Source organism: Parafrigoribacterium humi, assembly GCF_040227205.1.
Classification (GTDB): domain Bacteria; phylum Actinomycetota; class Actinomycetes; order Actinomycetales; family Microbacteriaceae; genus Parafrigoribacterium_A; species Parafrigoribacterium_A humi.
This window is the reverse complement of record NZ_JBELOA010000002.1, coordinates 352213-377975: the sequence shown is the minus strand read 5'-3', so window position 1 is coordinate 377975 and position 25763 is coordinate 352213. Positions and strand designations below refer to the sequence as shown.

The 25763-nt window shown below is 65.9% G+C and carries 24 protein-coding genes and 4 tRNA genes; 9 read left to right on the top strand and 19 right to left on the bottom strand.

Annotation, left to right across the window (positions count from 1 at the left end):
* Positions 1 to 23: 23 nt before the first annotated feature.
* The 3 genes from ABUA28_RS06090 (at position 24) to ABUA28_RS06080 (ending at position 2847) form a co-directional block, all read left to right on the top strand.
* Positions 24 to 860 carry a peptidylprolyl isomerase gene (locus tag ABUA28_RS06090; RefSeq protein WP_349903067.1) on the top strand — a complete coding sequence of 279 codons (837 nt, stop codon included), beginning with the start codon at positions 24 to 26 and terminating at the stop codon, positions 858 to 860.
* A gap of 104 nt (positions 861 to 964) precedes the next feature.
* Positions 965 to 2197 carry a DUF349 domain-containing protein gene (locus tag ABUA28_RS06085; RefSeq protein ID WP_349903066.1) on the top strand — a complete coding sequence of 411 codons (1233 nt, stop codon included), beginning with the start codon at positions 965 to 967 and terminating at the stop codon, positions 2195 to 2197.
* 83 nt (positions 2198 to 2280) lie between these two features.
* Positions 2281 to 2847: a hypothetical protein gene (locus ABUA28_RS06080; RefSeq protein WP_349903064.1), complete on the top strand. Its 567-nt coding sequence runs from the start codon at positions 2281 to 2283 to the stop codon at positions 2845 to 2847.
* On the opposite strand, the gene ABUA28_RS06075 is transcribed toward ABUA28_RS06080, so the two are convergent.
* The 12 genes from ABUA28_RS06075 to thrS all read right to left on the bottom strand — a co-directional run bounded on the left by ABUA28_RS06075 (position 2834) and on the right by thrS (position 15816).
* Positions 2834 to 5122: a RelA/SpoT family protein gene (locus ABUA28_RS06075; RefSeq protein ID WP_349903062.1), complete on the bottom strand. Its 2289-nt coding sequence runs from the start codon at positions 5120 to 5122 to the stop codon at positions 2834 to 2836. The genes ABUA28_RS06080 and ABUA28_RS06075 overlap by 14 nt on opposite strands.
* Positions 5123 to 5225: 103 nt before the next feature.
* Entirely contained in the window at positions 5226 to 6218 is a 993-nt protein-coding gene (gene secF, locus ABUA28_RS06070) for a protein translocase subunit SecF (RefSeq protein WP_349903060.1), read from the bottom strand.
* Positions 6218 to 8008, bottom strand: a complete 1791-nt coding sequence (secD, locus tag ABUA28_RS06065; protein WP_349903058.1) for a protein translocase subunit SecD — start codon at positions 8006 to 8008, stop codon at positions 6218 to 6220. The genes secF and secD overlap by 1 nt, the downstream gene beginning before the upstream one ends.
* A 101-nt stretch (positions 8009 to 8109) precedes the next feature.
* Entirely contained in the window at positions 8110 to 8523 is a 414-nt protein-coding gene (locus tag ABUA28_RS06060) for a preprotein translocase subunit YajC (RefSeq protein WP_349903056.1), read from the bottom strand.
* 78 nt (positions 8524 to 8601) lie between these two features.
* Entirely contained in the window at positions 8602 to 9645 is a 1044-nt protein-coding gene (gene ruvB / locus ABUA28_RS06055; protein WP_349903055.1) for a Holliday junction branch migration DNA helicase RuvB, read from the bottom strand.
* Positions 9642 to 10259, bottom strand: a complete 618-nt coding sequence (gene ruvA / locus ABUA28_RS06050; RefSeq protein WP_349903054.1) for a Holliday junction branch migration protein RuvA — start codon at positions 10257 to 10259, stop codon at positions 9642 to 9644. The genes ruvB and ruvA overlap by 4 nt, the downstream gene beginning before the upstream one ends.
* Complete coding sequence (gene ruvC, locus ABUA28_RS06045) at positions 10256 to 10855, bottom strand: crossover junction endodeoxyribonuclease RuvC (RefSeq protein ID WP_349903292.1); 600 nt, start codon at positions 10853 to 10855, stop codon at positions 10256 to 10258. The genes ruvA and ruvC overlap by 4 nt, the downstream gene beginning before the upstream one ends.
* A 17-nt stretch (positions 10856 to 10872) precedes the next feature.
* On the bottom strand, positions 10873 to 11634 hold the full coding sequence (locus ABUA28_RS06040; RefSeq protein WP_349903052.1) for a YebC/PmpR family DNA-binding transcriptional regulator: 762 nt from the start codon (positions 11632 to 11634) through the stop codon (positions 10873 to 10875).
* A 42-nt stretch (positions 11635 to 11676) separates the two neighbouring features.
* On the bottom strand, positions 11677 to 12282 hold the full coding sequence (gene pdxT, locus ABUA28_RS06035) for a pyridoxal 5'-phosphate synthase glutaminase subunit PdxT (protein WP_349903051.1): 606 nt from the start codon (positions 12280 to 12282) through the stop codon (positions 11677 to 11679).
* A gap of 24 nt (positions 12283 to 12306) precedes the next feature.
* Complete coding sequence (gene pdxS / locus ABUA28_RS06030) at positions 12307 to 13245, bottom strand: pyridoxal 5'-phosphate synthase lyase subunit PdxS (RefSeq protein WP_407075418.1); 939 nt, start codon at positions 13243 to 13245, stop codon at positions 12307 to 12309.
* Positions 13246 to 13270: 25 nt separating this feature from the next.
* On the bottom strand, positions 13271 to 13840 hold the full coding sequence (locus ABUA28_RS06025) for an HIT family protein (RefSeq protein WP_349903047.1): 570 nt from the start codon (positions 13838 to 13840) through the stop codon (positions 13271 to 13273).
* Positions 13840 to 15816 carry a threonine--tRNA ligase gene (thrS, locus tag ABUA28_RS06020; protein WP_349903291.1) on the bottom strand — a complete coding sequence of 659 codons (1977 nt, stop codon included), beginning with the start codon at positions 15814 to 15816 and terminating at the stop codon, positions 13840 to 13842. Before thrS ends, ABUA28_RS06025 begins: the two co-directional genes overlap by 1 nt.
* A gap of 96 nt (positions 15817 to 15912) precedes the next feature.
* Here thrS and ABUA28_RS06015 point away from each other — a divergent pair, with 96 nt between their 5' ends.
* Positions 15913 to 16641: a VIT1/CCC1 transporter family protein gene (locus tag ABUA28_RS06015; RefSeq protein WP_349903046.1), complete on the top strand. Its 729-nt coding sequence runs from the start codon at positions 15913 to 15915 to the stop codon at positions 16639 to 16641.
* A 194-nt stretch (positions 16642 to 16835) separates the two neighbouring features.
* On the opposite strand, the gene ABUA28_RS06010 is transcribed toward ABUA28_RS06015, so the two are convergent.
* The 3 genes from ABUA28_RS06010 to ABUA28_RS06000 form a co-directional block, all read right to left on the bottom strand.
* Positions 16836 to 16907 (bottom strand) — tRNA-Val (locus tag ABUA28_RS06010).
* A gap of 30 nt (positions 16908 to 16937) precedes the next feature.
* A tRNA-Cys gene (locus ABUA28_RS06005) sits at positions 16938 to 17011 on the bottom strand.
* Between the two features lie 49 nt (positions 17012 to 17060).
* Positions 17061 to 17132: transfer RNA gene (locus ABUA28_RS06000), tRNA-Gly, on the bottom strand.
* Positions 17133 to 17289: 157 nt separating this feature from the next.
* Between ABUA28_RS06000 and ABUA28_RS05995 the strand changes: the two genes are divergently transcribed.
* Positions 17290 to 17362, top strand: a tRNA-Val gene (locus tag ABUA28_RS05995).
* A gap of 19 nt (positions 17363 to 17381) precedes the next feature.
* Here ABUA28_RS05995 and ABUA28_RS05990 read toward each other — a convergent pair.
* A complete protein-coding gene (locus ABUA28_RS05990; RefSeq protein WP_349903045.1) occupies positions 17382 to 18551 on the bottom strand; it encodes an ammonia channel protein in 1170 nt (389 codons plus the stop codon).
* An 84-nt stretch (positions 18552 to 18635) separates the two neighbouring features.
* On the bottom strand, positions 18636 to 19895 hold the full coding sequence (locus tag ABUA28_RS05985; RefSeq protein WP_349903044.1) for an ammonium transporter: 1260 nt from the start codon (positions 19893 to 19895) through the stop codon (positions 18636 to 18638).
* Between the two features lie 224 nt (positions 19896 to 20119).
* Here ABUA28_RS05985 and ABUA28_RS05980 point away from each other — a divergent pair, with 224 nt between their 5' ends.
* The gene (locus ABUA28_RS05980; RefSeq protein ID WP_349903043.1) at positions 20120 to 21289 is read left to right on the top strand and encodes a Na+/H+ antiporter NhaA; all 1170 of its coding nucleotides are present in this window, start codon (positions 20120 to 20122) and stop codon (positions 21287 to 21289) included.
* Here ABUA28_RS05980 and zapE read toward each other — a convergent pair.
* A complete protein-coding gene (gene zapE / locus ABUA28_RS05975; RefSeq protein ID WP_349903042.1) occupies positions 21286 to 22311 on the bottom strand; it encodes a cell division protein ZapE in 1026 nt (341 codons plus the stop codon). The genes ABUA28_RS05980 and zapE overlap by 4 nt on opposite strands.
* A 165-nt stretch (positions 22312 to 22476) precedes the next feature.
* On the opposite strand from zapE, the gene ABUA28_RS05970 reads away from it, so the two are divergent.
* The gene (locus ABUA28_RS05970) at positions 22477 to 23376 is read left to right on the top strand and encodes a sulfurtransferase (protein ID WP_349903040.1); all 900 of its coding nucleotides are present in this window, start codon (positions 22477 to 22479) and stop codon (positions 23374 to 23376) included.
* An 89-nt stretch (positions 23377 to 23465) separates the two neighbouring features.
* Positions 23466 to 23915 carry a SufE family protein gene (locus ABUA28_RS05965; protein WP_349903039.1) on the top strand — a complete coding sequence of 150 codons (450 nt, stop codon included), beginning with the start codon at positions 23466 to 23468 and terminating at the stop codon, positions 23913 to 23915.
* A 2-nt stretch (positions 23916 to 23917) separates the two neighbouring features.
* Here ABUA28_RS05965 and ABUA28_RS05960 read toward each other — a convergent pair whose 3' ends face one another.
* Complete coding sequence (locus ABUA28_RS05960; RefSeq protein ID WP_349903038.1) at positions 23918 to 25099, bottom strand: alpha/beta hydrolase family protein; 1182 nt, start codon at positions 25097 to 25099, stop codon at positions 23918 to 23920.
* Positions 25100 to 25121: 22 nt separating this feature from the next.
* Between ABUA28_RS05960 and ABUA28_RS05955 the strand changes: the two genes are divergently transcribed.
* Entirely contained in the window at positions 25122 to 25718 is a 597-nt protein-coding gene (locus ABUA28_RS05955) for a DUF3000 domain-containing protein (protein WP_349903036.1), read from the top strand.
* Positions 25719 to 25763: the final 45 nt, after the last annotated feature.

Below are 25763 nucleotides of genomic sequence, written 5' to 3'. Positions count from 1 at the left end.
ACGCCGTACCCGATGGAGGATCAGTGGCACCGAGCAAGAACGCCGAGCGCGAGGCACGCGAGGCGCGGGATCGGCTGCGCCGCTACACCGCGCGGCAGAGCGTGCACGCCAGGCAGGTGAAACGGCGGCGGCGCGACAATATTCTCGCGGTCTGCGGCATTCTGGTCGTCGCGGCGCTGGCCACGGCCAGCCAGGTCTTCTACTTCTCCTCCGGGCCGGGCAGGGTGGTCGCTTCACCGAGCGCGAGCCAGACTCCCGCCGCGGCCACGCCCACACCCGCGAGCACCGCCGCAACGGGACAGGATGTGGGCACCGTTCCGTCCGCATCGATTGCGGAGGGGCGCACCTGGACGGGAACGCTCACACTCAACGACGTCGCGCTCGGCATCACCCTCGACGGCGCGAAGGCGCCGCAGGCGGCATCCGTGTTCATCTCTCTGGCCAAAGACGGCTTCTACACCTCGAAGGGCAGCACGTGCCACCGGCTCACGACGAGTGACACCGCGAAACTCATCCAGTGTGGATCGGTGAATGGTGACGGCACGGGCGACGTCGGCTTCAGCTTCGGTCCGCTCGAGAACGTCCCTGCGGACGGCGTGTACCCCGCTGGCACGATTGCGATGGCCAGGGGTGCCGACCCCTACAGCCAGGGAAGCCAGTTCTTCATCACCTATGAGAAGACCACGCTCGACACCTCGACAGGCGGCTACACCGTGTTCGGGTCGGTGACCAGCGGACTCGACTCCTTCGTCTCGCAGATTGCGGATGTGGGGGTCGCCACGGCCTCCGGCTCTTCGACTCCGTCGACGGACGGTCCGCCGGCCGTGCCCACCAAGATCACGGCAGTGTCGGTGAAGTAGCCTCCGCCGCCCGTCTGCGAATTCCGTCTGGGGGCACACACCGGGGTGCAATAGGCTTGTGGCCGGTCAGCCAACCCATTGGCCCGAGCAGCAAGGTGAGACACGTGGTAGCGAACGATCAAGCCCCCTGGGGCCGCGTGGACGAGTCAAGAACCGTCTACGTGCGTGAAGGTGACGGCGAACGCGCGGTAGGCCAGTTTCCCGACGGGACTTCCGAAGAGGCGCTCGCGTACTTCGAGAGAAAGTACACGGAACTCGCAGGCCAGGTGACTCTACTCGAACAGCGCATCAAGCGTGGCACGGCGTCCGCTGACGTCGCCAAGACGATCGCGTCGCTCAAGGAAACGGTTGCCACCGCCAACGCCGTTGGCGACCTCGCATCGCTCCGTTCCCGGCTCGATGGCCTCGAGGGTGCCGCCGGTGAACTCGCCGAGAAGCACACGGCCGAGAGCAAGGCGGCGTTGGATGCAGCGCTTGCCGAGCGCGAACAATTCGTCATCGAGGCCGAGAAGCTCGCGGCTCAGGACCCCTCCAAGGTCCAGTGGAAGCAGCTGAGCGCACAACTCGATGATGTCTTCGCCCGCTGGCAGAAGCACCAGGCGGAAGGTCCCCGTCTTCCCAAGGCGGAGGGGAACGAGCTGTGGAAGCGTTTTCGCGCGGCACGCACCGTCATCGAGAACAACCGCAAGGCGTTCTTCGCCGAACTCGACTCCGCCCACAGGGACGCGAGGTCCCGGAAGCAACAGCTCGTGGAGAGCGCCGAGGCTCTCGTGCCCCAGGGTGCCGCGGGCATTCCCGCGTATCGCACCCTGCTCGACAACTGGAAGGCCGCCGGCCGCGCGGGCAAGAAGTTCGACGATGCGCTCTGGGCCAGGTTCAAGCTGGCGGGCGATGCGCTGTACTCGGCCAAGTCCGAGATCGACGCCCGGGACAATGAGGAGTTCGCGGCGAACCTCGAGCTCAAGCTTGCGCTGCTCGAGGAAGCGGAACTATTGCTGGCGGAGAAGGATCGCACTCGCGCCCGAGAGGCCCTGTTGTCCGTGCAGGAGCGCTGGGATCGCATCGGCAAGGTGCCACGCGACAAGGTGAGAACCGTTGAAGATCGCCTGCGCAAGGTGGAAGCCGCGGTACGCCGCCTGGACGAGGAACACTGGGAGAAGCACAACCCGGAGCGTGAGGCTCGCTCAGAGGGTTTGGCCAGCCAGCTTCAGGCTGCCATTGCCAAGCTCGAGAAGGAATTGGCGGATGCCCAGGGCGAGGGAGACACGCGCAAGATCGCCGAGGCCCAGGAGGCGCTTGACGCGCGCAGGGTCTGGCTGGACGCACTCGGCAAGTAGCGGCATCCCTCCACAGGGCATCGACTCTCCACAATTCCGCTCCAGTCGTCGGTCAATGCCGTTCGCGGGCGCACGATGGGCGGATGAGCCTTCGCCTGCCCCCGGTGTTGTCCGTCGCCGACCTGCCGCTTGCCGAGCTCTGCGCCGCACGACTCGACGGTGAGCTCAGAGGCATCGACGGCTACTTCTCCCCCGTCGACGAGCCGGACGACCTGCGACATCGCGCTGCGGTCCTCGCCGCGATGGCACCGCCTCGGTTGATTGCGGAGCAGTATTCGGCCGCGTGGGTCTGGGGTGCGCGGCTGTGGCCGCCGGACCGGCAGCAGTTCTGTGCCGCCGCCGGCGCCAGGATCAGCATGTCGGCAGCGGCCCCGCACAGGCTGCGCGAGGTGGTTATCGGCGACACGGAATACGTCACGGTCGAGGGGCTGCGGCTGACGACGCCGCTGCGGACCGCCGTCGACATCGCGAGGTCGGGAACCGCATCTGAGACGAGCGACCGCGATGTTCTCGCCAGGCTCATGGTGCTCGGCACATTTGGGCCGGAAGACTGCCGCAGCGCAATGAACAGCAGGCGAAACCTCCCCAGGAGAAACCAGGCCATGGTGCGCCTGGCCGACGCCGCTCGGCTCGAGATCAGCCGTCGCTGACGCGGTACACGTCGTACACGGCGTCGATCCGACGAACCGCGTTCAGCACCCGATCGAGGTGCGTCGTATCTCCCATCTCGAAGACGAAGCGGCTGACCGCGAGGCGGTCGCTCGACGTCGAGACGGTCGCGGAGAGGATATTGACGTGACTTTCGGAGAGCACGCGTGTGACGTCGGAGAGCAGTCCGGAGCGGTCGAGCGCCTCCACCTGGATCTGCACGAGGAACAGGCTCGAGGATGACGGGGCCCACTCGACCTCGATCATGCGTTCGGGCTCGGTCTGCAGCGAGCTGACGTTGTGGCAGCTCGCCTGGTGCACAGAGACGCCGGAGCCGCGCGTGACGAAGCCCACGATCTCGTCGCCCGGAACAGGGGTGCAGCACTTTGCGAGCTTCACCAGGATGTCCGGCGCACCCCGCACGAGCACGCCGGAGTCGCTGTGACGCAGTTGTCGGCCGCGGCCCTTGGTCGGGAACAGGGTCTCCGGGTCTTCGGTCTCCGCCTCGGCGTGCAGGGAGACCAGGACCTTCTCGATCACGGACTGGGTGGAGACATGCCCCTCGCCGACGGCGGCGTACAGAGCCGAGACGTCTTCGTACCGCATCTGCGCGGCAACCTCGCCGAACGAGTTCTGGTTCATGAGCTTCTGCAGGGGAAGGTTCTGCTTGCGCATCGCGCGCGCGATCGCGTCCTTGCCCTGCTCTATCGCCTCGTCGCGGCGCTCCTTGGTGAACCACTGCTTGATCTTGTTACGAGCCCGTGGACTCTTGACGAAGTTCAACCAGTCCTGGCTGGGGCCCGCATCCGGATTCTTCGAGGTGAAGACCTCGACGACATCGCCGCTGGTGAGAGTGGTCTCGAGTGGAACGAGCCTGCCGTTGACCTTGGACCCCATCGTACGGTGCCCGACCTCCGTGTGCACGGAGTACGCGAAGTCGACCGGTGTCGCACCGGCGGGCAGCCCGATGACCTTGCCCTGCGGCGTGAAGACGTAGACCTCCTTCGCGCCGATCTCGAATCGCAGCGAGTCGAGGAACTCGTTCGGATCGGAGGTCTCCGCCTGCCAGTCGGTGATGTGCGCGAGCCAGGCCATGTCGGTATCGCCGCTGAACCCGCCTCCGACGCCCTTGCCGTTGACGCGCTCCTTGTACTTCCAGTGCGCAGCCACACCGAACTCGGCGCGCTGGTGCATCTCTTCCGTGCGGATCTGGATCTCGACGGCGCGCCCCTGCGGCCCGATCACGGTGGTGTGCAGCGACTGGTACAGGTTGAACTTCGGGGTCGCGATGTAGTCCTTGAAGCGACCGGGGATGGGATTCCACCTCGCGTGGATGGACCCGAGCACCGCATAACAGTCGCGCACGGTGCTCACGAGTACGCGGATGCCCACGAGGTCGTAGATCTCGTCGAACTCGCGTCCGCGCACGATCATCTTCTGGTAGATCGAGTAGTACTGCTTGGGGCGGCCGACGACCTTGCCCTTGATCCTCGATGCCTTGAGATCCTCATTCACCAGGTCGATGACGTGCTGCACGAACTCCTCGCGCTCGGGAGTGCGCTGTTTGACGAGGCTCTCGATCTCCACGTACAGCTTCGGATACAGCACGGCGAACGAGAGGTCTTCGAGCTCCCACTTGATCGCCTGGATTCCGAGCCTGTGCGCGAGCGGCGCGTAGATCTCGAGGGTCTCCTGCGCCTTTCTCGTGGCGGACTCCGTGGGCACGAAGCCCCATGTCCTCGCGTTGTGCAGCCGGTCGGCGAGTTTGATGACGAGCACGCGGATGTCCTTGGACATCGCGACGACCATCTTGCGCACGGTTTCGGCCTGCGCGCTGTCGCCGTACTTGAGCTTGTCGAGTTTGGTGACTCCGTCGACGAGCATCGCGACCTCGTCGCCGAAGTCATCGCGCAGTCTGTCGAGGGTGTAGTCCGTGTCTTCGACCGTGTCATGGAGAAGCGCGGCCGCGAGCGTCTTCGGGCCGATACCAAGGTCCGCCAGGATCTGCGCGACGGCTACCGGGTGGGTGATGTACGGCTCGCCGCTCCTGCGCAGTTGTCCGCGGTGTGCGAGCTCGGCGGCGGTGTATGCCCGCTCGATGATCGCGGTGTCCGCCTTGGGGTGGTGGGACCGTACCGTCTTGATCAGGCGATCGACCGCGCCCGTGGGCTGGGCCTTCGAGAACAGGCGTGGCAGGAGGGCGCGCAGCGACGCAACGCTCTGCCCGTGTCCAGTGCTTTCCTGGGCGGTGGAGCCGTGCGTCGTGGTCCCGGTCATCACCGTTCCTCCCCGCAGCGAACCAACACAGTCAAGCTAGCATCGTGGCCTGCACGATCGGTGCTCGTTCGCTCAGGGCGCGTGTGCATGGGACGCGGGCCGACTACTCGACGAGGCTGGCCTGTCGCGCGGACAGCACACGCTTGTCCTGCTTCTTCACCGACTCGTCGTAACCGCGCAGCTGCGCGTACAACGGAGCGGCGATGAAGATCGTGGAATAGGTTCCGACCAGGATTCCGATGAACAGGGCGAGGGAGATGTCTCGAAGGGTTCCCGCGCCGAGCAACAGGGCACCGATGAAGAGGATGCCCGCCACCGGCAGGATCGCCACGACGGAGGTGTTGATCGAGCGCACGAGCGTCTGGTTGACGGCATAGTTCACCGATTCGGCAAAGGTGCGGTGCGACGACTCCGCGCCGTCTTCCATCGTGTTCTCTCGAATCTTGTCGAAGACCACCACCGTGTCGTAGAGCGAGTATCCGAGGATGGTGAGGAATCCGATCACGGCCGCGGGCGTGACCTCGAACCCGAGGATGCCGTAGAAACCCGCGGTGATCACGAGGTCGTGCAGCAGCGCGATGATCGCCGAGAGCGACATCTTCCAGGTGCGGAAGTACAGCGCCATCACGACCCCGGCGAGAAGCACGAAGATGACGAGACCCGTGATGGCCTGTTTGGTGATGTCCTGGCCCCAGGTGGCACCGATGAAGGATGTCGTGACCTGCTTTGTCGGTACGTCATAGGCCTTGGCGAGGGCGGCCTGGATGTCCACGGTCTGCGTGTCGGTGAGCTGGTCCGTCTGGATGCGCACAGAGTGGTCGCCGATGATCGTGACGGTCGGGTTGGAGTTCGGGGCGACATCCTTGACGGTGTTCGCGGCGAAGGTCTGGTCGAGCTGGCTGGTCTGCGATACCTGGAACTGCGAACCGCCACGGAACTCGATGCCGAAGACGAACCCGCCACGGATCACCGGAACGATGATCGCGGTGAGGATGAGTACGGCGGCGACGATGTACCAGATCTTCCGCTTGCCCACGATGTCGTAGGAGCGCGCACCCGTGTAGAGGTCGTTACCGAAATTGGAGAAGCTGGCCATCAGGAATCCTTCCCCTTGGTGCCGGGTTTGTTCTGTTCGGCCGCCTTGCGCTCTGCGATGGTCTGCCGCCTGGCAGCCTCTTTCGCGCTGCTGGCCTTCTTGGCCGCGGAGACGCCGACGGGTTCACGGAAACTGGCCCTGCCTCGATAGACCGCACCGAGTGCCTTCGGGTCGAGGCCGCTGAAGCGGTGGCCCTCGGAGAAGAACGCCGTGCGCGAAAGAAGCTGGAGCACCGGGTGCGTGAACAGCGCAACGACCACGATGTCGATGATCGTCGTGATACCGAGGGTGAGAGCGAAGCCCTTCACGTTTCCGACCGCGACGATGAACAGGATGCCTGCCGCCAGGAAGTTGACCGTGTCCGATGCCAGAACGGTGCGGATGGCGCGCTTCCAGCCCGCCTCGACAGCGGAGGGCAGAGCCCTGCCATCGCGCAGTTCGTCGCGTATTCGCTCGAAGTAGACGATGAACGAGTCCGCCGTGATTCCGATCGCGACAATCAATCCGGCGACACCGGCGAGAGACAGCCGGTACCCCTCGCGCCACGACAGCAGCGTGACGAACAGATAGGTGATGGTCGCGGCCACGACGAGCGACGCGACGGTGACCAGACCGAGGAGGCGGTACTGGAACAGCGAGTAGATGACGACCAGGATCAGGCCGATGAGGCCGGCAAGAAGGCCGCTCTGCAGCTGGGTGCTCCCCAGGGTCGCGGAGATCTGGTTCTTGCTCTGCACCTGGAAGCCAATGGGCAGTGCCCCGAATTTCAGCTGGTCAGCGAGGGTCTTCGCGGTCGCCTGGGTGAAGTTTCCGGTGATCTGCGGCTTCCCGTTGGTGATCACGGCGTTGGTCGTCGGCGCTGAGATCACCTGGCCGTCGAGCACGATGGCGAACTGGTGACGCGCGCCGGTCAACGTGTAGAGGCGAGTCGTCACGTCACCGAATTCCTTCGCGCCCTTGCTGTTGAAGACGATGTTGACCGCCCACTGGCCCGTGACGGCGCCCTGGCTCGTGGGAACCTGGCCCGCGGAGGCGTCAGAGATCGTCTCACCGGAGACCTCTACCGGGCCGAGGATGTACTTGGTGAGCTGCTGTCCCTTGTCGAGGGAGCTCGGGTCATCGCAGGTGATGAGGGGCTTGTCAGGGTCGGCGACGTTCGCGCCGTTCTCTTCCGCACTGCTGCAGTCGAAGCTCGCGAACTTCGCTGCCAGTTCGGGTGTGATCCAGGCCGGATCACTCGCGTTCTTGGGCTCGGTCGTGTTCTCAGTCGGGGTACCGCTCGGTGTTGGAGTCGTACTCGGAGTCGTGGCATCCGCGCCCGGGGTCGCACCGTCAGTCGCGGTGGTCGACGCGGTCGGCGCCGGGGTCGGGCCCGCGCTCGTGTTGCTCGCGGCATCCGTCTGCAGCACAGCACGGAATTCGAGCTTGGCGCTCGACTCGATTCGGTCGATCGTGGCCTGGTCGGCGACGCCCGGGATCGAGACGACGACGTTCTGTCCGCCCTGGGTGTTGATCTCCGCCTCGGACACACCGGAGGCATCGACACGCTGACGGATGATCGACACGGCCTGATTGAGCTGATCGCTCGTGGGCTGCGCCGCCCCTTCGGCGATCTTGGGGGCGAGGATGATCTCGGTTCCGCCCTCGAGGTCGAGCGCGAGCTTCGGCACGGGAGCCGCACCGTCGAAGATCATGCCCGCGCCGTTCAGCCCGCCGAGAACCGCCACGATGACCAGAAGCCAGGTGAGTGACCGCCAGGCTTTCCTGACCGGGGTGTTACGTGCTGCCAACGGGTACTCAGCTTTCTACGCGTGCGACGCGGTCTGCGACGATGGACGCACCTCAGACCTGCCCCGCACGAGTCGCGCACGGGCACACAACAGGTTAGTGGTTAGTCTGTGGTCTTCTTGCTGCCACGAGACGGCTTCTTCGCCGTCGGCTCGATCCGCTCGCCGAACTGGGGCTCATCGGCAGGGATGGCGTGGTCTGCGTTGAGATCCGCCTCCTTGACCTCATCGCTGGGCTCGGTGGTCTCCACCGGGGTCTCGTCCTCGACGGCCTTGAGGATCGTCTGGCGGTGGATCTTGAGCACCGTTCCCGGCGTGGTCTCGACGAGCGCGATGTTGGTGTCCTCATCGAGATCGATGAGCGTGCCGTAGAGCCCGTAGTTGGTCATGATCTCGACGCCGGGAACGATCGTCGCCCGGCGCTCCTCGGCCTGCTTCGCACGCTTACGTGAAGACCGGAACTGGAAGAAGATGAACACCGCGAGTGCGACCGCGATGAGTATGAATTCTGTGGGCATGGTGCGAACGAACCTTCCGGAGGTGGTTGTGGGATAAGCCTTGAAGTTTAGAGATGGCCGCTGTGAAGCCAGTTTGAATTATAGGTCATCGCCGAAGAGCGCCTCGCTCTGGCGCTCGAGGCCGAAGTGCTTCCAGGCCGCCCGTGTCGCGACGCGCCCACGAGGTGTTCGGGAGAGCAGACCGATTCGCACGAGAAAGGGCTCGACCACGGCCTCGATGGTCTCGGCCTCCTCCCCCACGGACACCGCGAGCGTGCCCAGCCCGACCGGTCCGCCGTCGAAGCGCGTCAGGATGATGTCCATGACCGCACGATCCAGGCGATCGAGGCCCAACTCGTCGACGTCGTAGAGCGTGAGTGCCGCGTGCACGGCATCCAGTCCGGAGGAGCCGTGAACGAGGGAGTAATCTCGCACCCTTCTCAGCAGGCGATTGGCGATGCGCGGTGTTCCGCGGCAGCGTCCGGCAATCTCGGCGAGGGCGGATCTGTCGATCGGGAGGTCCAGCAACGTCGCCGCCCTGGTCAGCACCTGCTCGAGCTCGTCATTCGCGTAGAACTCGAGGTGAGCCGTGAAGCCGAACCGATCCCTGAGCGGATTGGGCAGCAGACCAGATCTCGTGGTCGCGCCGACGAGGGTGAACGGGGCGAGTTCGAGCGGAATGGAGGTCGCTCCCGCGCCCTTGCCGACCATGATGTCGATTCGGAAGTCTTCCATGGCGAGGTAGAGCATCTCCTCGGCGGACTTCGTCATCCTGTGAATCTCATCGATGAACAGGATCTCGCCGGGGACCAACGACGACAGCACGGCAGCGAGGTCGCCCGCGTGCTGGATGGCCGGGCCGCTCGACATCCGCAGCGGTCGACCGCTCTCCTCCGCAACGATCATCGCGAGGGTCGTCTTGCCGAGCCCGGGTGGACCGGCCAGGAGAATGTGATCCGGGGTGCGGTTCTGCAGTGACGCGGCACTCAGCAACAGTTGCAGCTGCGCTCGCACCTTCGACTGCCCGACGAACTCTGCGAGCGTCTTCGGCCTGAGCGCACCCTCGAAGGCGAGCTCGGCATCCGACTCCGGGGTGGGGCGGGCGACCGCGTTGGACGGGCCGCTCGCCACGTTCTCGCTCACGATGCGCCCTTTCCACCCGCGCTCTGCGGGCCGAGCTGGCTGAGGGCGAGCCTCAGCAGCGCGGGAACCTCGAGTGCCTCGCCTGCCGTCTGGGCGAGTGCGTCCTCCACGGCCTGGGCGGCAACGCGCTCGGGCCAACCGAGCCCGACGAGTGCGACCAGCACGCTTTCGCCGAGCGATGCCGGAGCGGAAGCGGCCCGGGCCGTGCCGACGCTCACGTGCATCTTGCCCGCGAGAGAGACGATGATCAGCTTTGCCGTCTTCGGACCGATTCCGGAGACCTTGCGGAAGGCGCCGTCGTCCTCGACCGCGATCGCTGCGGCGATGTCCGACGGGGTCATGACGGCGAGCACGCCCATGGCCGATTTGGGACCGACGCCGGTGACCCCGCGGAGCAGGTCGAAGACGGCGAGTTCCTCTGCATCGGAGAACCCGAAGAGCGCGAGGTCGTCCTCCCGCACGATCAGGGCGGTGCTCATGGCCGCCTCGCTCCCGACGCGCAGCGTCAGGGCATGCTGTGGCGTCACGGTGATCGCGAGGCCGATTCCTCCGACCTCGATGACAACCCGGGTCCCGGCCGCGGACAGAACTGTGCCGCGTACCGAGGAGATCATGGGGACAGCCTACGTTTTACCGCCGACTTCGCCGTGGAGCGTTCCGCGGCGAGCCACGCCTGCTGTGCCGGAGTCAGGCCGGCGCCCGGTGTCTCCGACGCAGGTCTGCCTCCGGAGACGAGGCCGGGAGTGCGCCATGCGTGGCACAGCGCTATGGCAAGGGCGTCGGATGCGTCTGCCGGGCTCGGCAGCTCCGCCAGGCCGAGCACGCGGGCGACCATCGTCGCGACCTGCTTCTTGCCCGCAGATCCATAGCCCGTCACGGCCGCCTTGACCTCGGACGGCGTGTGGAGGCCCGCGGTGAGGCCGTGCCGCGCCGCGATGTGCAGTGCGACCCCGCTGACCTGGGCGGTGCCCATCACCGTTCTCAGGTTGTGCTGGGCAAAGACCCGTTCGATCGCGAACGCCTCGGGCCGGTACTCCTCGAAGAGCCGCTCGATCTCCGTGCCGGCCGAGAGCAGCCGCTGTTCGAGCGGCATGTCCGGCGAGGTGCGGATGACCTCGACCCAGACGAGCGATGCCGAACGGTCGGCTGCGACATCCACGATCCCGACGCCGCAGCGGGTCAGGCCGGGGTCGATGCCCAGCACCCGGATCGTCACGCCTGCGGTTCCTACTCCTCCTCGTCGAGGATCGCCTGCACCTCGGCGGGGACGTCGAAGTTGCCGTAGACGTTCTGCACGTCGTCGTTGTCGTCGAGTGCGTCGATGAGGCGGAACACCTTGCGCGCGGTCTCCACGTCGACCTCGATGGTCAGGCCGGGCACGAACTCGATGTCGGCGGCGTCGTAGTCGATGCCGGCCTCCTGCAGCGCGGTGCGGGCACCCACCAGGTCGTGTGGTTCCGTGACGATCTCGAATCCGGCACCCCGGTCGTTGACCTCCTCGGCGCCGGCATCGAGCACGGCAGCCAGGATGTCATCCTCGCTCACCTCGTCGGTCTTGGTGACGGAGATGACGCCCTTGCGGCTGAAGTTGTATGCGACGCTGCCCGGGTCGCCCATGGTGCCGCCGTTGCGGCTCACGATGGTGCGCACGTCTGCTGCTGCGCGGTTCTTGTTGTCGGTGAGGCACTCGATCAGGAGGGCGACTCCGCCCGCGGCGTAGCCCTCGTACATGATGGTCTGGTAGTCGACCGCTTCGCCGAGCTGGCCGGAGCCGCGCTTGATCGCGGAGTCGATGTTCGAGTTGGGAACCGAGGTCTTCTTGGCCTTCTGGACGGCATCGACGAGCGTCGGGTTTCCGGCGAGGTCAGCTCCGCCGAGCTTTGCGGCGACCTCGATGTTCTTGATGAGTTTGGCGAATGACTTGGCGCGACGCGAGTCCTTGACCGCTTTTTGGTGTTTCGTGGTTGCCCACTTGGAGTGACCTGACATGCTCGACATTCTATCCAGCCACGGCACTCCATTCCGGCTCGCTCAGGCGGGGCTGCGGAATCCGACCTGCTCCACCCGATCGAGGAAGTACTGGTGGAAGCGCGTGTCACCGGTCATCTCCGGATGGAACGACGTGCCGAGAAGGTTGTCCTGTTCGACGGCGACCACCCGTTCGTCGCTGAGTGCGGCGACAACGGTCACGTCGGAACCGACCCGTTCGACCACGGGCGCGCGGATGAACACCGCGTGCATCGGCTCTTCGCCGACGGCGGGGATATCGAGATCGACCTCGAACGAGGAGGTCTGCGAGCCGAAGGCGTTGCGGCGAACGTCGATGTCGAGCCCGCCGAGGCTCTGTTGCCCCTCGATCGCGTCGAGCACGGTGTTCGAGAGCATGATGAGGCCTGCGCAGGTGCCGTATACCGGAAGTCCGGATGCGATGGCCGCCTTGAGCGGCTCGGCCAGCCCGAAGAGCCTGCTGAGCTTGTCCATCACGCTGGACTCACCCCCGGGGATGACGAGCCCGGCCACCTTCTCCAGGTCTTCCGCGCGGCGCACGGGGAGCACATCCGCGCCGAGGGATCGGAGCACGGCGATGTGTTCCCGGTAATCGCCCTGAAGCGCGAGGACGCCGACCGGAGCGGTCATCTGCGGTACCTGCTCAGTTCTGGGTCACCAGCCACGTTCTGCGAGGCGGTGCGGTGCGGGAAGGTCCGCGACGTTGATGCCGACCATCGCCTCGCCGAGGCCGCGCGAGGCCTCCGCGATGACGGAAGGGTCATCGAAGAACGTCGTCGCCTTGACGATCGCCGCGGCGCGCTTGGCCGGGTCGCCCGACTTGAAGATCCCCGAGCCGACGAACACGCCGTCTGCGCCGAGCTGCATCATGAGTGCGGCATCCGCGGGGGTTGCGACGCCACCGGCAGTGAAGAGCACGACCGGGAGCTTCCCGGTGCGCGCGATCTCGGCGACGAGCGCGTATGGAGCCTGCAGCTCCTTGGCCGCGACGTACAGCTCGTCTTCGCTCTTCGAGGTGAGCGCCGCAATCTCTGCCTTGATGGTACGGATGTGCTTGGTGGCTTCCGATACGTCACCCGTGCCGGCCTCGCCCTTGGAGCGGATCATGGCCGCACCCTCGTTGATGCGGCGGAGCGCCTCTCCGAGGTTCGTGGCACCGCAGACGAAGGGGACGGTGAACTTCCACTTGTCGATGTGGTTGACGTAGTCGGCGGGGCTCAGCACCTCGGACTCGTCGATGTAGTCGACCTTCAGTGCTTCGAGGATCTGCGCCTCGACGAAGTGCCCGATGCGCGCCTTGGCCATCACGGGGATGGAGACGGCATCGATGATCCCGTCGATGAGGTCTGGGTCGCTCATGCGGGCCACCCCGCCCTGTGAACGGATGTCCGCGGGCACGCGCTCGAGGGCCATGACGGCGACGGCACCGGCATCCTCGGCGATCCTGGCCTGCTCTGCGGTGACGACATCCATGATGACGCCACCCTTGAGCATCTCGGCGAGTCCGCGCTTGACGCGATCGGTGCCGAGCTCTTCTGGCTTCTTGCTGTCGCTCACTGTTGCCTTCCTTGTCGGCTGCCTCGTGGGCGCCATCTAGCTGTTGTCTATTCTACTGCGCTCAGGCCGTCGGCCAGGCGTTCGCGACGTCCCTGCGAACGTCGCCGAGCAGCTGCGGCAGCGCCTTGGTCTTCGCGATGATCGGGAAGAAGTTCGAGTCGAGCGCCCATCGCGGCACGATGTGCTGGTGGAGGTGCTCCGCGATGCCCGCCCCGGCGATCCGGCCCTGGTTCATTCCGATGTTGAAACCGTCGCAGTGCGCGACCGTGCTGAGCACGCGCATCGCTGTCTGGGTGAGGCTCGCCATCTCGGCGACCTCCTCCTCCGTCGCCTGGTCATACAGTGCCACGTGGCGGTACGGGCACACCAGCAGGTGGCCGGTGTTGTACGGGTAGAGGTTGAGGAGCACGTAGCAGGACTTACCTCGCGCGACGATCAGCGCCTTCTCGTCGTCCATCGACGGCGCGACGCAGAAGGGGCACTCGTGCCTCTCCGGCTGCTGGCCGCTCTCGATGTAGACGAGACGGTGTGGCGTCCACAACCGCTGGAAGGAGTCTGGCACCGCAGCGAAGTCCGAGGCGGGTTCCGCCCGCAGCCCGCCGAACTCGTCTGGTTCGTATGGCCCACCCATCAGACCTGCACCTTGGCGGCGATCGCGCCGGTGATCCTCGCGATGGCGTCGGCGATCGGGATGCCGTTCTCCTGGCTTCCGTCGCGGAATCGGAAGCTCACGGCGCCTGCCGCGCGATCCTCCTCACCGGCAATGAGCTGGTAGGGCACCTTGGCCTTGGTGTGCGTGCGGATCTTCTTCGGCATCCGGTCGCCTGAGTGGTCCACCTCCGCGCGAACGCCCGCGGCCTTGAGCTGCGCGACGACCCCGTCGAGATACTCGCCATACTCCTCTGCCACGGGGATGCCGATGACCTGCACCGGAGACAGCCAGACCGGGAAGGCCCCGGCGTAGTGCTCGAGCAGGATCGCGAAGAAGCGTTCGATCGACCCGAGAAGTGCGCGATGGATCATCACGGGCTGCTGTCTCGTTCCGTCGGCCGCGGTGTATTCGAGCTCGAACAGTTCTGGCTGGTTGAAGTCCAGCTGCACCGTCGAGAGCTGCCAGGTGCGCCCGATGGCGTCCCGCGCCTGCACGGAGATCTTCGGGCCGTAGAACGCCGCTCCGCCCGGATCGTCGACCAGTTCGAGACCGGACTCCACGGCGACCTGTCGCAGGGTCTCCGTCGCCTCTTCCCACTGCTCGTCGCTGCCGACGGACTTTTCCGGATCCTTCGTCGAGAGTTCGAGGTAGAAGTCCGTGAGACCGTAGCCGCGCAGGGTCTCCAACACGAACTCGAGCTGTCTGGTGAGCTCTGGCTTGACCTGCTCGGCCGTCACGTAGATGTGTGCGTCGTCCTGGGTGAGCCCTCGCACCCGGGTGAGGCCCGAGAGGGTGCCGCTCTTCTCGTAGCGGTACACGGTGCCGAATTCGGCGAGACGCAGGGGGAGTTCCCGGTAGCTGCGCCCGCGCGCACGGTAGATGAGGTTGTGCATCGGGCAGTTCATGGGCTTCAGGTAGTAGTCCTGGCCCTGCCTCGTGATGTTGCCGTCGTCATCCCGCTCCTCGTCGAGGTGCATCGGCGGGAACATGCCGTCCTTGTACCAGCTGAGGTGCTGGCTGATCTCGTAGAGATGCGCCTTGGTGATGTGCGGGGTGTTGACGAGTTCGTAGTCGTTCGCGATCAACCGCTCGCGCATGAAGTTTTCGATCTCGGCCCGGATGATCCCGCCTCTGGGGTGGAACACCGCGAGGCCGGAGCCGATCTCCTCGGGGAAGGAGAACAGGTCGAGTTCAGCGCCGAGCTTGCGGTGGTCGCGCTTCGCGGCCTCTTCCATGCGCGTCTGGTACGCGCGCAGTTCGTCTTTGGAGGCCCAGGCCGTGCCGTAGATGCGCTGCAGCTGCTTGTTCTTCTCCGACCCTCGCCAATAGGCGGCCGCGGTGCGGGTGAGCGCGTAGCCGTTGCCGATGAGGCGGGTGCTGGGAAGGTGCGGACCGCGGCAGAGATCCTTCCAGAGGGTCTCCCCCGTCTTCGGATCGACGTTGTCGTAGATCGTGAGCTCTGCCCCGCCGACCTCGACAGACTCGTTGTCGCCGCCCGCGGCGCCCTGGGTTGCCGGATGTCCCTTGAGACCGATCAGCTCGAGTTTGTACGGCTGGTCGGCGAGTTCCGCGCGCGCCTCGTCCTCCGTCACAACACGCCGCACGAAGCGCTGGCCTTGCTTGATGATGCGCTCCATGGCCTTGTCGATGGCCTTGAGGTCCTCCGGCGTGAACGGCACCTCGACGTCGAAGTCGTAGTAGAAGCCGTCGACGATGGGCGGCCCGATTCCGAGCTTCGCCTCCGGGTTGATGGACTGCACCGCCTGCGCCGTGACGTGGGCGGCGGAGTGACGGAGGATGGCGAGGCCATCCGCGGAGGAGATCGCCACCGGTTCTGCGCGCTCGCCCGCGGCGACGACTGCGGCCATGTCGCGCAGTTCGCCATCCACCCGCACCGCGACAATGCTGCGGTCCGTGAACAACTCGAACCCCGTCGTGTCTGTCGTGGCCGTTATCGGATCGAAAACGGGCGCAGAGTCAGCGGAGGGTTCAGACACGAGTGAGGTGCTCCTTACTGGGAAAACAGGACAGAACAACTGTAGCGTCGCAGGATGACCGCCTCAGCGCCGCTCGACTACGAGCCTCATGAAGAGCTACACGATCAGAATCTCGCCTCTCGTCTCAACTGGTTGAGAGCCGGTGTTCTGGGGTCGAACGACGGCATCGTCTCCACGGCGGGTCTCGTGGTGGGTGTCGCCGGTGCGACCTCGAACGTCGGCGCAATCCTCATCGCCGGGCTTGCGGGGCTCGTCGCAGGCGCGCTGTCCATGGCGGGCGGCGAGTACACCTCGGTCAGCGCCCAGCGGGACACCGAGCGCGCCGCCCTGGCCAAGGAGCGCTACGAACTCGAGCACATGCCGGAGGAGGAACTGGCCGAACTCGCCGAGCTCTACCAGGCACAGGGGCTGAGCCCCGAGACTGCGACGAAGGTCGCGGAGGAGCTGACGGCACACGACGCCCTCCGTGCGCACGCGCAGATCGAGCTCGGGATCGACCCGGACCACCACGCGAACCCGTGGGCGGCCGCGCTGGCCTCAATGGTGTCGTTCGCGCTGGGGTCCGTGCTTCCGCTGCTCGCGATCGCGCTGCCTCCGGTCGCGCTGCGGATCCCGATCACGTTCGTTGCGGTCGTCGCGGCCCTGTCGCTTACCGGATGGGTCGGCGCGCGTCTCGGAGGTGCCTCGCCGGGACGGGCGATCATCCGAAACGTCGCGGTCAGTGTCGTGACGATGGTCGTGACCTTCGCGATCGGCAGCCTGGTCGGCACCCAGATCGGTTAGCTCCTGCCGACTCGATCCGGAAATGCGTAAGGCCCCGAAAACAGCTTCGGGGCCTTACTGGAGTGGGCGGTACTGGGATCGAACCAGGACGATCGCCTTGGGGCGGACGCGCAGCGTTCGCGACGCTCGTCAGGTCGCCGGCTCGATCCGGAAATGCGTAAGGCCCCGAAAACAGCTTCGGGGCCTTACTGGAGTGGGCGGTACTGGGATCGAACCAGCGACCTCTTCCGTGTCAGGGAAGCGCGCTACCGCTGCGCCAACCGCCCGGGTTTCTTACTGTGACGAGTGGGTACTGCTGGAGGTGGCGACGGGATTTGAACCCGTGTGGACGGCTTTGCAGGCCGCTGCCTCGCCTCTCGGCCACGCCACCATGGTGGGTTCTCACACGTTGTTGACTTCTCAGCGTGAGACTTCACTCGAGCGGATGACGAGATTCGAACTCGCGACCCCAACCTTGGCAAGGTTGTGCGCTACCACTGCGCCACATCCGCACACCCACATTTCTGCGTGCTCAGTGACTCTATACGAAAGCTGGAGTGTTAGCCAAACCCCGGGCCGAGTGTGTCGGACCGCGCTCGAATAGGTGCTCGGCCTCCGTCTCGACTAAGATCGTGTCTCGCAGAACGAGCCCGTCTTCGGGCGCGAAGAGGGCGATTGGCGCAGTTGGTAGCGCGCTTCCTTCACACGGAAGAGGTCATCGGTTCAAGTCCGGTATCGCCCACACCTCATCGTCGCTGCCATCACCGGTTTCTGACGGTCGCCTCTTCCGCTTCGAACCCTTGTGAGCGCGCGGCGTATAGTGCGCGCAGCAGCAACACGATCACGAGCGCGACCAGGAACGACCACAGGGCGATCCCGACCGCAGCACCGGCCTGCTTCGCTATCCCGTCGGGTTGACCGGTGTCCTTCCAGCCGATGCCGCTGCCGAAGATCCCGATGTAGATGACACCGATCACGCCACCCACGAGGTGAATCCCGACGACCCCGACACCGTGGCCCAGACTGGAGCGCCGGGACACGGTGACCGCCGCCGCGCAGATCGCCCCGGCGACAACGCCGAGGGCGAGTGTCCAGGCCGGGGTCAGGATGTTGCAGGCGGGAGTGATGGCCACGACTCCGGCGACGACGCCGGAGGACACGCCCCGCACGCTCGGCTTTCCGGTGATGATGAACTCGATCACCCACCAGGCCACGGCAGCGGCAGCGGGAGCGATGAGAACGTTGAGGGCGATCGTGCCCACGACGGAGTCCAGCGCAGCCTCCGATCCTGCGGTGAGGCCGAACGCGCCGATCCAGACCGCTGCCGCACCGCCGAGCGAGCGCCAACGCGCGATCGGAGCCGCGGCATCCCTCCCCCGTCGCAGGACGAGGAACACGGCGAGCACAGCGGCTCCGGCGGCGATGTGCACGGCGAGCCCTCCCGCCTGGTCGTTGACCTGAAGCTCGGTGAACACCCAGCCGTCGGCGAGGTTGAAAGTCGAGTAGGCGATCGGCGAGTAGCCCAGAGCGAGCCAGAGGACCACGAAGACGAGCCAAGACGCGCCGCGCAGCCTTTCACCGAGAGCGGATGCCAGAATCGTGACCGCGAGGAGCGCGACCGCGCACTCGAAGACGGCGAACCACGGACCCTGGGTCACGACGGCTGTGTTCGCACCGAACCCGGGAACCAGGAAAGCGAACGGGGTGCCCAGGAAGCCGCGGATGAGCGGCGGGCCGACAACGAAGCCGTAACCGCACACGACCCAGAAGGCGATCACGACGACGGCCGTCGCGGCAACGCGCTTCGCATTCGGCGCCGTTCGCGCGTAGAACACCCAGATCCCAAGACAGAGCACGAGTACGAGCAGGCTTGAAAACGCCAAGAGCAGGGCGTTCGCGTCGGGTGACGAGACCCCGAGGAGTGCGCTCATCCGCATCAGGTGCCCTCCTCGGCTCGGGAACAAACGAAAGGGCACTGCTCTCGCGAGCAGCACCCCCACCGTTCGTGGATAGTTTTACACGGTCTCGAGCGCGTAGCCCTCTTCTCCGTGCACGATCGTGTCGACTCCGGCGAGTTCGTCCTCGCCCGTGATGCGGAATCCGATCGTCTTCTGGATGATCCAGCCGATCGCGTAGGCGAGCACGAAGGAGTAGATCGCGATACCGAATGCCGCAACCGCCTGGACGCCCAGCTGGGCGAGGCTGCCGGTGTCGAGCAGGCCGATGCCGCTGCCGAAGATCCCGATGTACAGGGTGCCGATCACGCCGCCGACGAGGTGGATGCCGACAACGTCGAGCGAGTCATCGAAACCGAGCTTGTACTTGAGGTCGATCGCGAGGGCGCACACCGCACCGACCAGGACACCGAGGATGATCGCCCAGCCCGGGGTGAGGATGTTGCAGGCCGGCGTGATGGCGACGAGTCCCGCGACCGCACCGGAGGCCGCACCGATCGAGGTGGGTTTGCCGTCCTTGATCCGCTCGACGATCAGCCAGCCCATGATGCCGGCGCACGGGGCAACGAGGGTGTTGATCCAGGCGATGGCGGCGGTCCCGTCCACGGCGCCCTCAGAGCCCGCGTTGAAGCCGAACCATCCGAACCACAGAAGTGCGGCGCCCAGGAGCGTCAGTGGCACGTTGTGCGGTTTCGAGAGGCCCTTCCTGAAACCGACGCGCTTGCCGAGCACGAGCGCGAGTGCGAGTCCCGCGGCACCGGCGTTGATGTGCACGGCGGTTCCGCCGGCGAAGTCGTTGACCTTGAGGCCGAACGCCGCCCAGCCGTTGCCGAGGTTGAACACCCAGTAGGCGACCGGGAAGTAGACGAGCGTTGCCCAGACCCCGGCGAAGATCATCCAGGAGCCGAACTTGGCCCTGTCCGCGATCGCACCGGAGATGAGCGCGACCGTGATGATCGCGAAAGTGGCCTGGAACCCGGCAAAGGCGAGGCCGTTCAGGTCGGGCTCGAGCGCGCCTCCCTTGCCGACGCCCATGAGCCCGGAGAGTCCGAAGAGGTCGCTGGGGTTGCCGAGCCAGCCAGGAATGAGGGCTGGACCGAACGCGAAGCCGTAGCCGTAGAGCACCCACAGCACGCCGACCAGCCCCATCGCGCCGAAGCTCATCATCATCATGCTGACGACGCTCTTGGCCTTGACCATCCCTCCGTAGAAGAAGGCGACACCCGGGGTCATGAGGAGCACGAGCGCTGCGGCTACGAGGAGCCATAACGAGTTCAGGTTGGTGGTGATGTGGTCGGTCGCTGCCGATAATTCGACCATGGTCGAAGTCCTTTCTCTCGGGAGACGGATCGGAGTTCGACCGATGATCGGCTCCGGTGGCGTGCTGTGTCGCCAGAATGTCCCCGACAGATTTCCGTCTGGGGCGGCTTGTGTTTCGGCAGTGTTACGACGAGTCCGCGCAGGTAAACATCCTGTTTCGGACGCGGCGCACGCCAGTGCCAGGGCGCGGGCGCCTCGCTCTGGCAACTCCTAGACTCTGGGGGATGAGATTTCTCAGAAGCGAGCGCTATGCGGCCCTCCTGTTGATCGGCGCGGCCGGCCTGGGGCTCATCCTCGCGAACACCCCGTGGGCCACCGCCCTGCACGCGGTGAGAGACCTGCACCCGCTGAGCGGATTCCCCGGCGTCGACCTCTCGCTCGGGCACTGGGTGACGGATGGCCTGCTCGCCGTCTTCTTCTTCCTTGCAGCCATAGAGCTCCGCCATGAACTCAGCCACGGAGAACTGGACAGCCCCAGGAAGGCGCTCGTGCCCGCGATCGCGGCCGTCGGCGGGGTGATCGCGCCCGCGCTCATCTTCCTGGCGATCGCGCGCGAGCCGGGCCTGTCATCCGGATGGCCGATCCCGACCGCGACGGACATCGCCTTCGCCCTCGGAGTGCTCGCGCTCGTCGGCCGCGGGCTTCCTCTGCGCATCCGCGCACTCCTGCTCGGCATCGCTGTCATCGACGACCTCATCGCGATCCTCATCATCGCGATCCTGTTCACGACCGATCTCCAGCCGATACCGATGCTCCTCGCCGTGCCGCTCGTACTGGTCTTCGGCTGGATCAGCCGGAAACTGAAGGGCCGTCGCTCGGGCGCGCTCATCGCCGCGCTCGTGGTGATCGGCATAGCCGTCTGGCTGCTCGTGCACCTCTCCGGGATCCACGCCACGGTTGCGGGCGTCGCCCTGGGGCTCGCCACGGGAACGCGCGCGGGCGCCCGTGCCCGACACGCGATCGAACCATGGTCGAACGGGGTCATCCTGCCGCTGTTCGCCTTCGTGGCGGCCCTCGTGACGATCCCGGAACTGCATGGAGCCGGTCCAAGCCCCGTGTTCTGGGCCATTCTCTTCGCCCTGCCGGTCGGAAAGCTCATCGGGATCACTCTCGGCGCAGCGATAGCCAGGCAGCTGTCGCCGAAGCGTCAACGGGCGAAAGTGCTTCCATTCGGCGACATCGTGATGGTCGCGGCTCTCGGCGGAGTGGGCTTCACCGTGTCACTGCTGATGAACGAGCTCGCGTTCAGGCGAGCCCCCGAGATCGCCGTGGAGGGCACTCTCGCTGTACTCGCGGCGTCACTCATCGCGAGCATCATCGGGATCTGGTTCACCGTCGTGCGATCGCGCCACTACAGGCGCCTCGCGCGAGGTTCAGGTCGCGACAACGGCTAGACGATCTCGTCTCCTGTGAGGGCGATGAGCCTCGACACGGCGCGAAGGTACTTCTTGCGATAGCCACCGGCGAGCATCTCGTCGGGGAAGACCCCGTCGAGCGGGGTTCCGGTCGCCCGTACCCGCACCTGGGCGTCGTAGAGGCGGTCGACAAAGGCAACGAAGCGCAGCGCATCCGACTGGCTCGAAAACGGTCGGACGTCGTGCAATCCGACCGTGTCGACACCCTCGATGAGCTTGACGTAGCGAGAGGGATGCACGGATCCGAGGTGTGCGACGAGCGCGCCGAAGTCGTCCACGGTCGTCACGCCGTCAGCGCCTGCGATCGCGGCCAGGAACTCGTCCCCGCCGAGACTCGTGGCGTGGCCCTCGATAGCCCGGCGACGATAATCGAGACCGTCGATGCGCACCGTGACGAACTTCGCGGAGAGGGCGTCGATCTCGCGCAGGAAGTCCTGGGCGGCGAACCGGCCCTCGCCGAGCGCGTTGGGAGGGGTGTTCGACGTCGCGGCGATGCGCGTGCCCGTGGCAGCGAGCTCGGAGAGGAGTCGAGACATGAGGCGGGTGTCCCCGGGGTCATCGAGCTCGAACTCGTCTATGCAGATGAGGCTCGAGCCCTTCAGCAGCGCCGCCGCACGCGCGTAACCGAGCGCCCCGACGAGCGCCGTGTACTCGATGAAGGTGCCAAAATACTTGCGACCGGATGAGGCGTGCCAGAGGGCCGCGAGCAAATGGGTCTTGCCGACGCCGAATCCGCCGTCGAGGTAGACGCCCGGGCGAGTCTCGGCCTGAGCGCGACGGCGAGAGAACAATCCGCCGCGCGCAGAGCCCGCAGCGACGAAGTTCCTGATGGTGGCGACGGCCGCCCCCTGGGACGGGTAATCGCGGTCCGGCCGATACGACTCGAGGGTCGCGGAGCTAAACTGGCGTGGAGGAACGAGATGATTCACGATCTCTTCGCCGGAAAGCGTCGGCGTTCTCGTGACCAGGCTCGATGAGGAGCCGGGCGGTTCGGTAGTCAAACGGGACGCCTCATTATGTTGAATCATTTTGTGTCGAAGTCTTACGGGTGCCCTGTCCTACGGCATCCCTGTTGCGTACATTCGCAAGTACGGACTGATCAAGCCTAGCCCGATCAGCCATCCCACTGAACGCTGCCCCACCCGGGGCGCCACCCGGAGGTAACCATGACCGTTGAGGTCGATTCATCACCCAAGTTCGCGGCTTTTGCCCACCCAGAGCGCCTGGTCAGCACCGAATGGCTGCAGAGTCACCTCGGCACTCCCGGGCTGGTCGTGGTCGAATCCGACGAAGACGTTCTGCTGTATGAAACCGGTCACATTCCCGGCGCGGTCAAGATCGACTGGCACACCGACCTCAACGATCCGGTCGAGCGTGACTACATCGACGGCGAGGCCTTCGCGAGGCTTCTCGGATCCAGGGGTATCGCGCGCGATACGACGGTCGTCATCTACGGCGACAAGAGCAACTGGTGGGCCGCATACGCCCTCTGGGTGTTCACGCTGTTCGGCCACGAGGATGTCCGTCTGCTCGACGGCGGACGGGGCAAGTGGGAGGCGGAGGGCCGCGAGTACACGACCGTCGTTCCGACTCCGGACGCGGTCGAGTACCCGGTCATCGAGCGCAACGACGCTCCGATCCGCGCCTACAAGGACGACGTGCTCGCACACCTCGGCAACCCACTGATCGATGTGCGCTCCCCCGAGGAGTACACCGGCCAGCGCACCACCGCCCCGGCAAACCCCGAGGAGGGCACGCTGCGCGGTGGGCACATCCCGAGCGCACACAACATCCCCTGGGGCAAGGCTGCAGCAGAAGACGGCACCTTCCGTCCGCTCGACGAGTTGAACGCCCTCTATCGCGACGGCGCGGGCCTCAAGAATGGCGACAGCATCATCGCGTACTGCCGCATCGGAGAGCGCTCGAGCCACACCTGGTTCGTGCTCACCCACTTGCTCGGCCTCGAGGGTGTTCGCAACTACGACGGATCCTGGACGGAGTGGGGCAGCGCGGTGCGCGTCCCGATCGTCAAGGGTGCCGAGCCGGGCCCAGTTCCGGTCCGCTGACTCGACGTGCGACGGCCGGGCCTCCTGCCTGGGTCTGGTCGTCGCACTCCCCTGCGCCACGCGCCACAACGGTGAATACTGGAAAGACCATGACCGAACCAGAGCTCCCAGAGTCCCTCGCAACGATCAAGAACGACTTTCTCGAACTCGAGCAGAGAGAGCGTCTCTTGCTGCTGCTCGAGTTCGCGAACGAACTCCCCGAACTTCCCGAGCGTTACGCCGCGCATCCTGATCTTCTCGAGCGCGTCGAGGAGTGCCAGTCCCCCGTCTACATCTTCGTCGAGGTGGATGAGCGCAACATCGTTCACCTGCACGCGACGGCTCCCAAGGAGGCACCGACCACGCGCGGGTTCGCATCGATCCTCGTGCAGGGGCTGGACGGCCTCAGCGTGGACGAGGTGCTCGCCGTGCCGGACTTCTACCCCCAGGACCTGGGCCTCACCGAGGCCGTCAGCCCCCTGCGCATCCGCGGGATGACGGCGCTGCTCGGGCGCACGAAGCGGCAGATCCGCGAGAAGGTCGGCGCGGTCAGCGCCTGATTTCACTCGGCGTTCAGGCGTTCGAGCCAGGACGCGATCGCGGCGTTCCAGCGCTCCGGATCGTAGTTCCACAGCTTGGTGTGTCGCGCACCGGCAAAGGTCTCCATCGTCACGATGTCCGGCCGTGCCTCCGCGAGGGCATGGGATGCCGTCGACGGCACGTACCCGTCGTCGTCGCTGTGCAGAATCAAGATGGGCGTCGTGAGAGCCGCAGCTCCGCGCACGAGATCGAGTCGCTCGAGATCGATAGGCTCGTGTTGCCCGGTGAGCACTCGACCCCACGCGCGCCCCATGATCACTTTCGCGGCGGCACCGATCGGCTTCGGCAGTCGTGAGAGTTTCGCCTGGAAGTCGAGTGCGATCGACCAGTCGACCACGGGCGACTCCAGCACGATTCCGCGGATCACCCGGGCGAGGGAGGATCTGGTGGCCAACTGCAGAGCCGTCGCTCCGCCCATCGACCATCCGACGAGCACCACGGATGTCGCGCCCCGGTCGATCGCGTAGGCCAGCGCGGCCTGCACGTCCAGCCACTCCGTGTCGCCAAGAGAATACTTTCCGTCCGGACTGGCGGGCGCCTCTCCATCGTTGCGGTACGACACGACGAGTGAGTTGTAGCCGGCGTCGCGAAACACCGGAACACCGCGGAGGGTCTCCGCTCGAGCCACCGCTCGCCCGTGAACGTGGATTGCCCAACGATCACTCCCCGTTGCGCTGGGGATGAGCCAGGCGGGCGCGGGTCCGACGGGAGTGTCGATGACGACGTCCTCGAACTCGTAACCGAGTTCACCGGGGCTCAGATAGATCCACCCGTTGAACCGTCCGGTCCTCGCGCGGCGCAGATCGGCCCGCTCGACCCGCAGGATGCGCCGGGTCACCGAGTCGTGCGTGCGGCGAACGATCTCGCCGAGGGTCGCAAGCCCGGCACCGGAATCGAACCAGAAGCTGTAGTTCCCCGGGAGGATGGCGTCAGCGGTCGGACCGAGTGTGATCGTGCTGTGCCGCAGGTCGACGTCGAGGATCGGGGTGTCCTCCTTGCGCTTTCGTGGCGGGGTGACGACCGTTCGCGCCATCGCAACAGAGAGCACGAACGCGACCGCCGCGGCCAGAAGAACCGTGCCACCACCCGCGAGGAGCACAGCGGCTCCGACGCGGCGGACGGCGTGCCTTCCGTGATCTGTCACGCTCAAACTTTAGTCTTCACTCGTGCCCGCAATCGTATCAGGTCCCACACCGCCCGAGGAGTTCAGTCTCGCGCTGGAGAGTGTTCGCGAGGCCACGACCCGTGCAGAACTCGTGGTCACGAGCATCCCCTCCCCCGGCAATCTCGCACCGTATTCCTTTGCACTGGCCGCCGACGTGACGCCGGCCAGGCACAGCCAGGACTCTGATCTGGGAACGGGCCGCTTCATCCTGCTGTACGACCCGGACGAGCCGGAGGCCTGGGGCGGCCGGTTCAGGGTCGTCTGCTTTGCCCAGGCTCCCCTGGAGACCGACATCGGCATCGACCCGTTCCTGGCGGATGTCGCCTGGTCGTGGCTCCTGGACGCGCTCGATGGGAAGGGTGCCGCGTACACCGCCGCGTCCGGCACGGCGACGAAGACCATCTCCACCGGGTACGGCGAGTTGGCCAGCCAGGGCGACGGAGCACTCATCGAGCTCAGAGCCTCGTGGACGCCCACGAGTTCGTCCATCGCGTCACACGTCGAAGCCTGGGGAGAGCTGTTGTGTATGCTGGCGGGGCTTCCTCCCGCGGCCGAGGGAGTGAGCATTCTGCCGACCCGCCGCGGAGGACGTGAGTAGCACGAACGACCATTCGGTATCCCCTGCGACGAGATCGGATACGGA

Bases quoted from the DNA above. Each gene is read 5' to 3' on its own strand.
- ABUA28_RS06080 (WP_349903064.1), top strand. From the start codon at position 2,281: ATGAGCCTTCGCCTGCCCCCGGTGTTGTCCGTCGCCGACCTGCCGCTT.
- ABUA28_RS06075 (WP_349903062.1), bottom strand. From the start codon at position 5,122: ATGACCGGGACCACGACGCACGGCTCCACCGCCCAGGAAAGCACTGGA.
- secF (WP_349903060.1), bottom strand. From the start codon at position 6,218: ATGGCCAGCTTCTCCAATTTCGGTAACGACCTCTACACGGGTGCGCGC.
- ABUA28_RS06060 (WP_349903056.1), bottom strand. From the start codon at position 8,523: ATGCCCACAGAATTCATACTCATCGCGGTCGCACTCGCGGTGTTCATC.
- ruvA (WP_349903054.1), bottom strand. From the start codon at position 10,259: ATGATCTCCTCGGTACGCGGCACAGTTCTGTCCGCGGCCGGGACCCGG.
- ABUA28_RS06040 (WP_349903052.1), bottom strand. From the start codon at position 11,634: ATGTCAGGTCACTCCAAGTGGGCAACCACGAAACACCAAAAAGCGGTC.
- pdxT (WP_349903051.1), bottom strand. From the start codon at position 12,282: ATGACCGCTCCGGTCGGCGTCCTCGCGCTTCAGGGCGATTACCGGGAA.
- pdxS (WP_407075418.1), bottom strand. From the start codon at position 13,245: ATGGCGCCCACGAGGCAGCCGACAAGGAAGGCAACAGTGAGCGACAGC.
- ABUA28_RS06025 (WP_349903047.1), bottom strand. From the start codon at position 13,840: ATGGGTGGGCCATACGAACCAGACGAGTTCGGCGGGCTGCGGGCGGAA.
- ABUA28_RS06015 (WP_349903046.1), top strand. From the start codon at position 15,913: ATGACCGCCTCAGCGCCGCTCGACTACGAGCCTCATGAAGAGCTACAC.
- ABUA28_RS05990 (WP_349903045.1), bottom strand. From the start codon at position 18,551: ATGAGCGCACTCCTCGGGGTCTCGTCACCCGACGCGAACGCCCTGCTC.
- ABUA28_RS05985 (WP_349903044.1), bottom strand. From the start codon at position 19,895: ATGGTCGAATTATCGGCAGCGACCGACCACATCACCACCAACCTGAAC.
- ABUA28_RS05980 (WP_349903043.1), top strand. From the start codon at position 20,120: ATGAGATTTCTCAGAAGCGAGCGCTATGCGGCCCTCCTGTTGATCGGC.
- ABUA28_RS05970 (WP_349903040.1), top strand. From the start codon at position 22,477: ATGACCGTTGAGGTCGATTCATCACCCAAGTTCGCGGCTTTTGCCCAC.
- ABUA28_RS05965 (WP_349903039.1), top strand. From the start codon at position 23,466: ATGACCGAACCAGAGCTCCCAGAGTCCCTCGCAACGATCAAGAACGAC.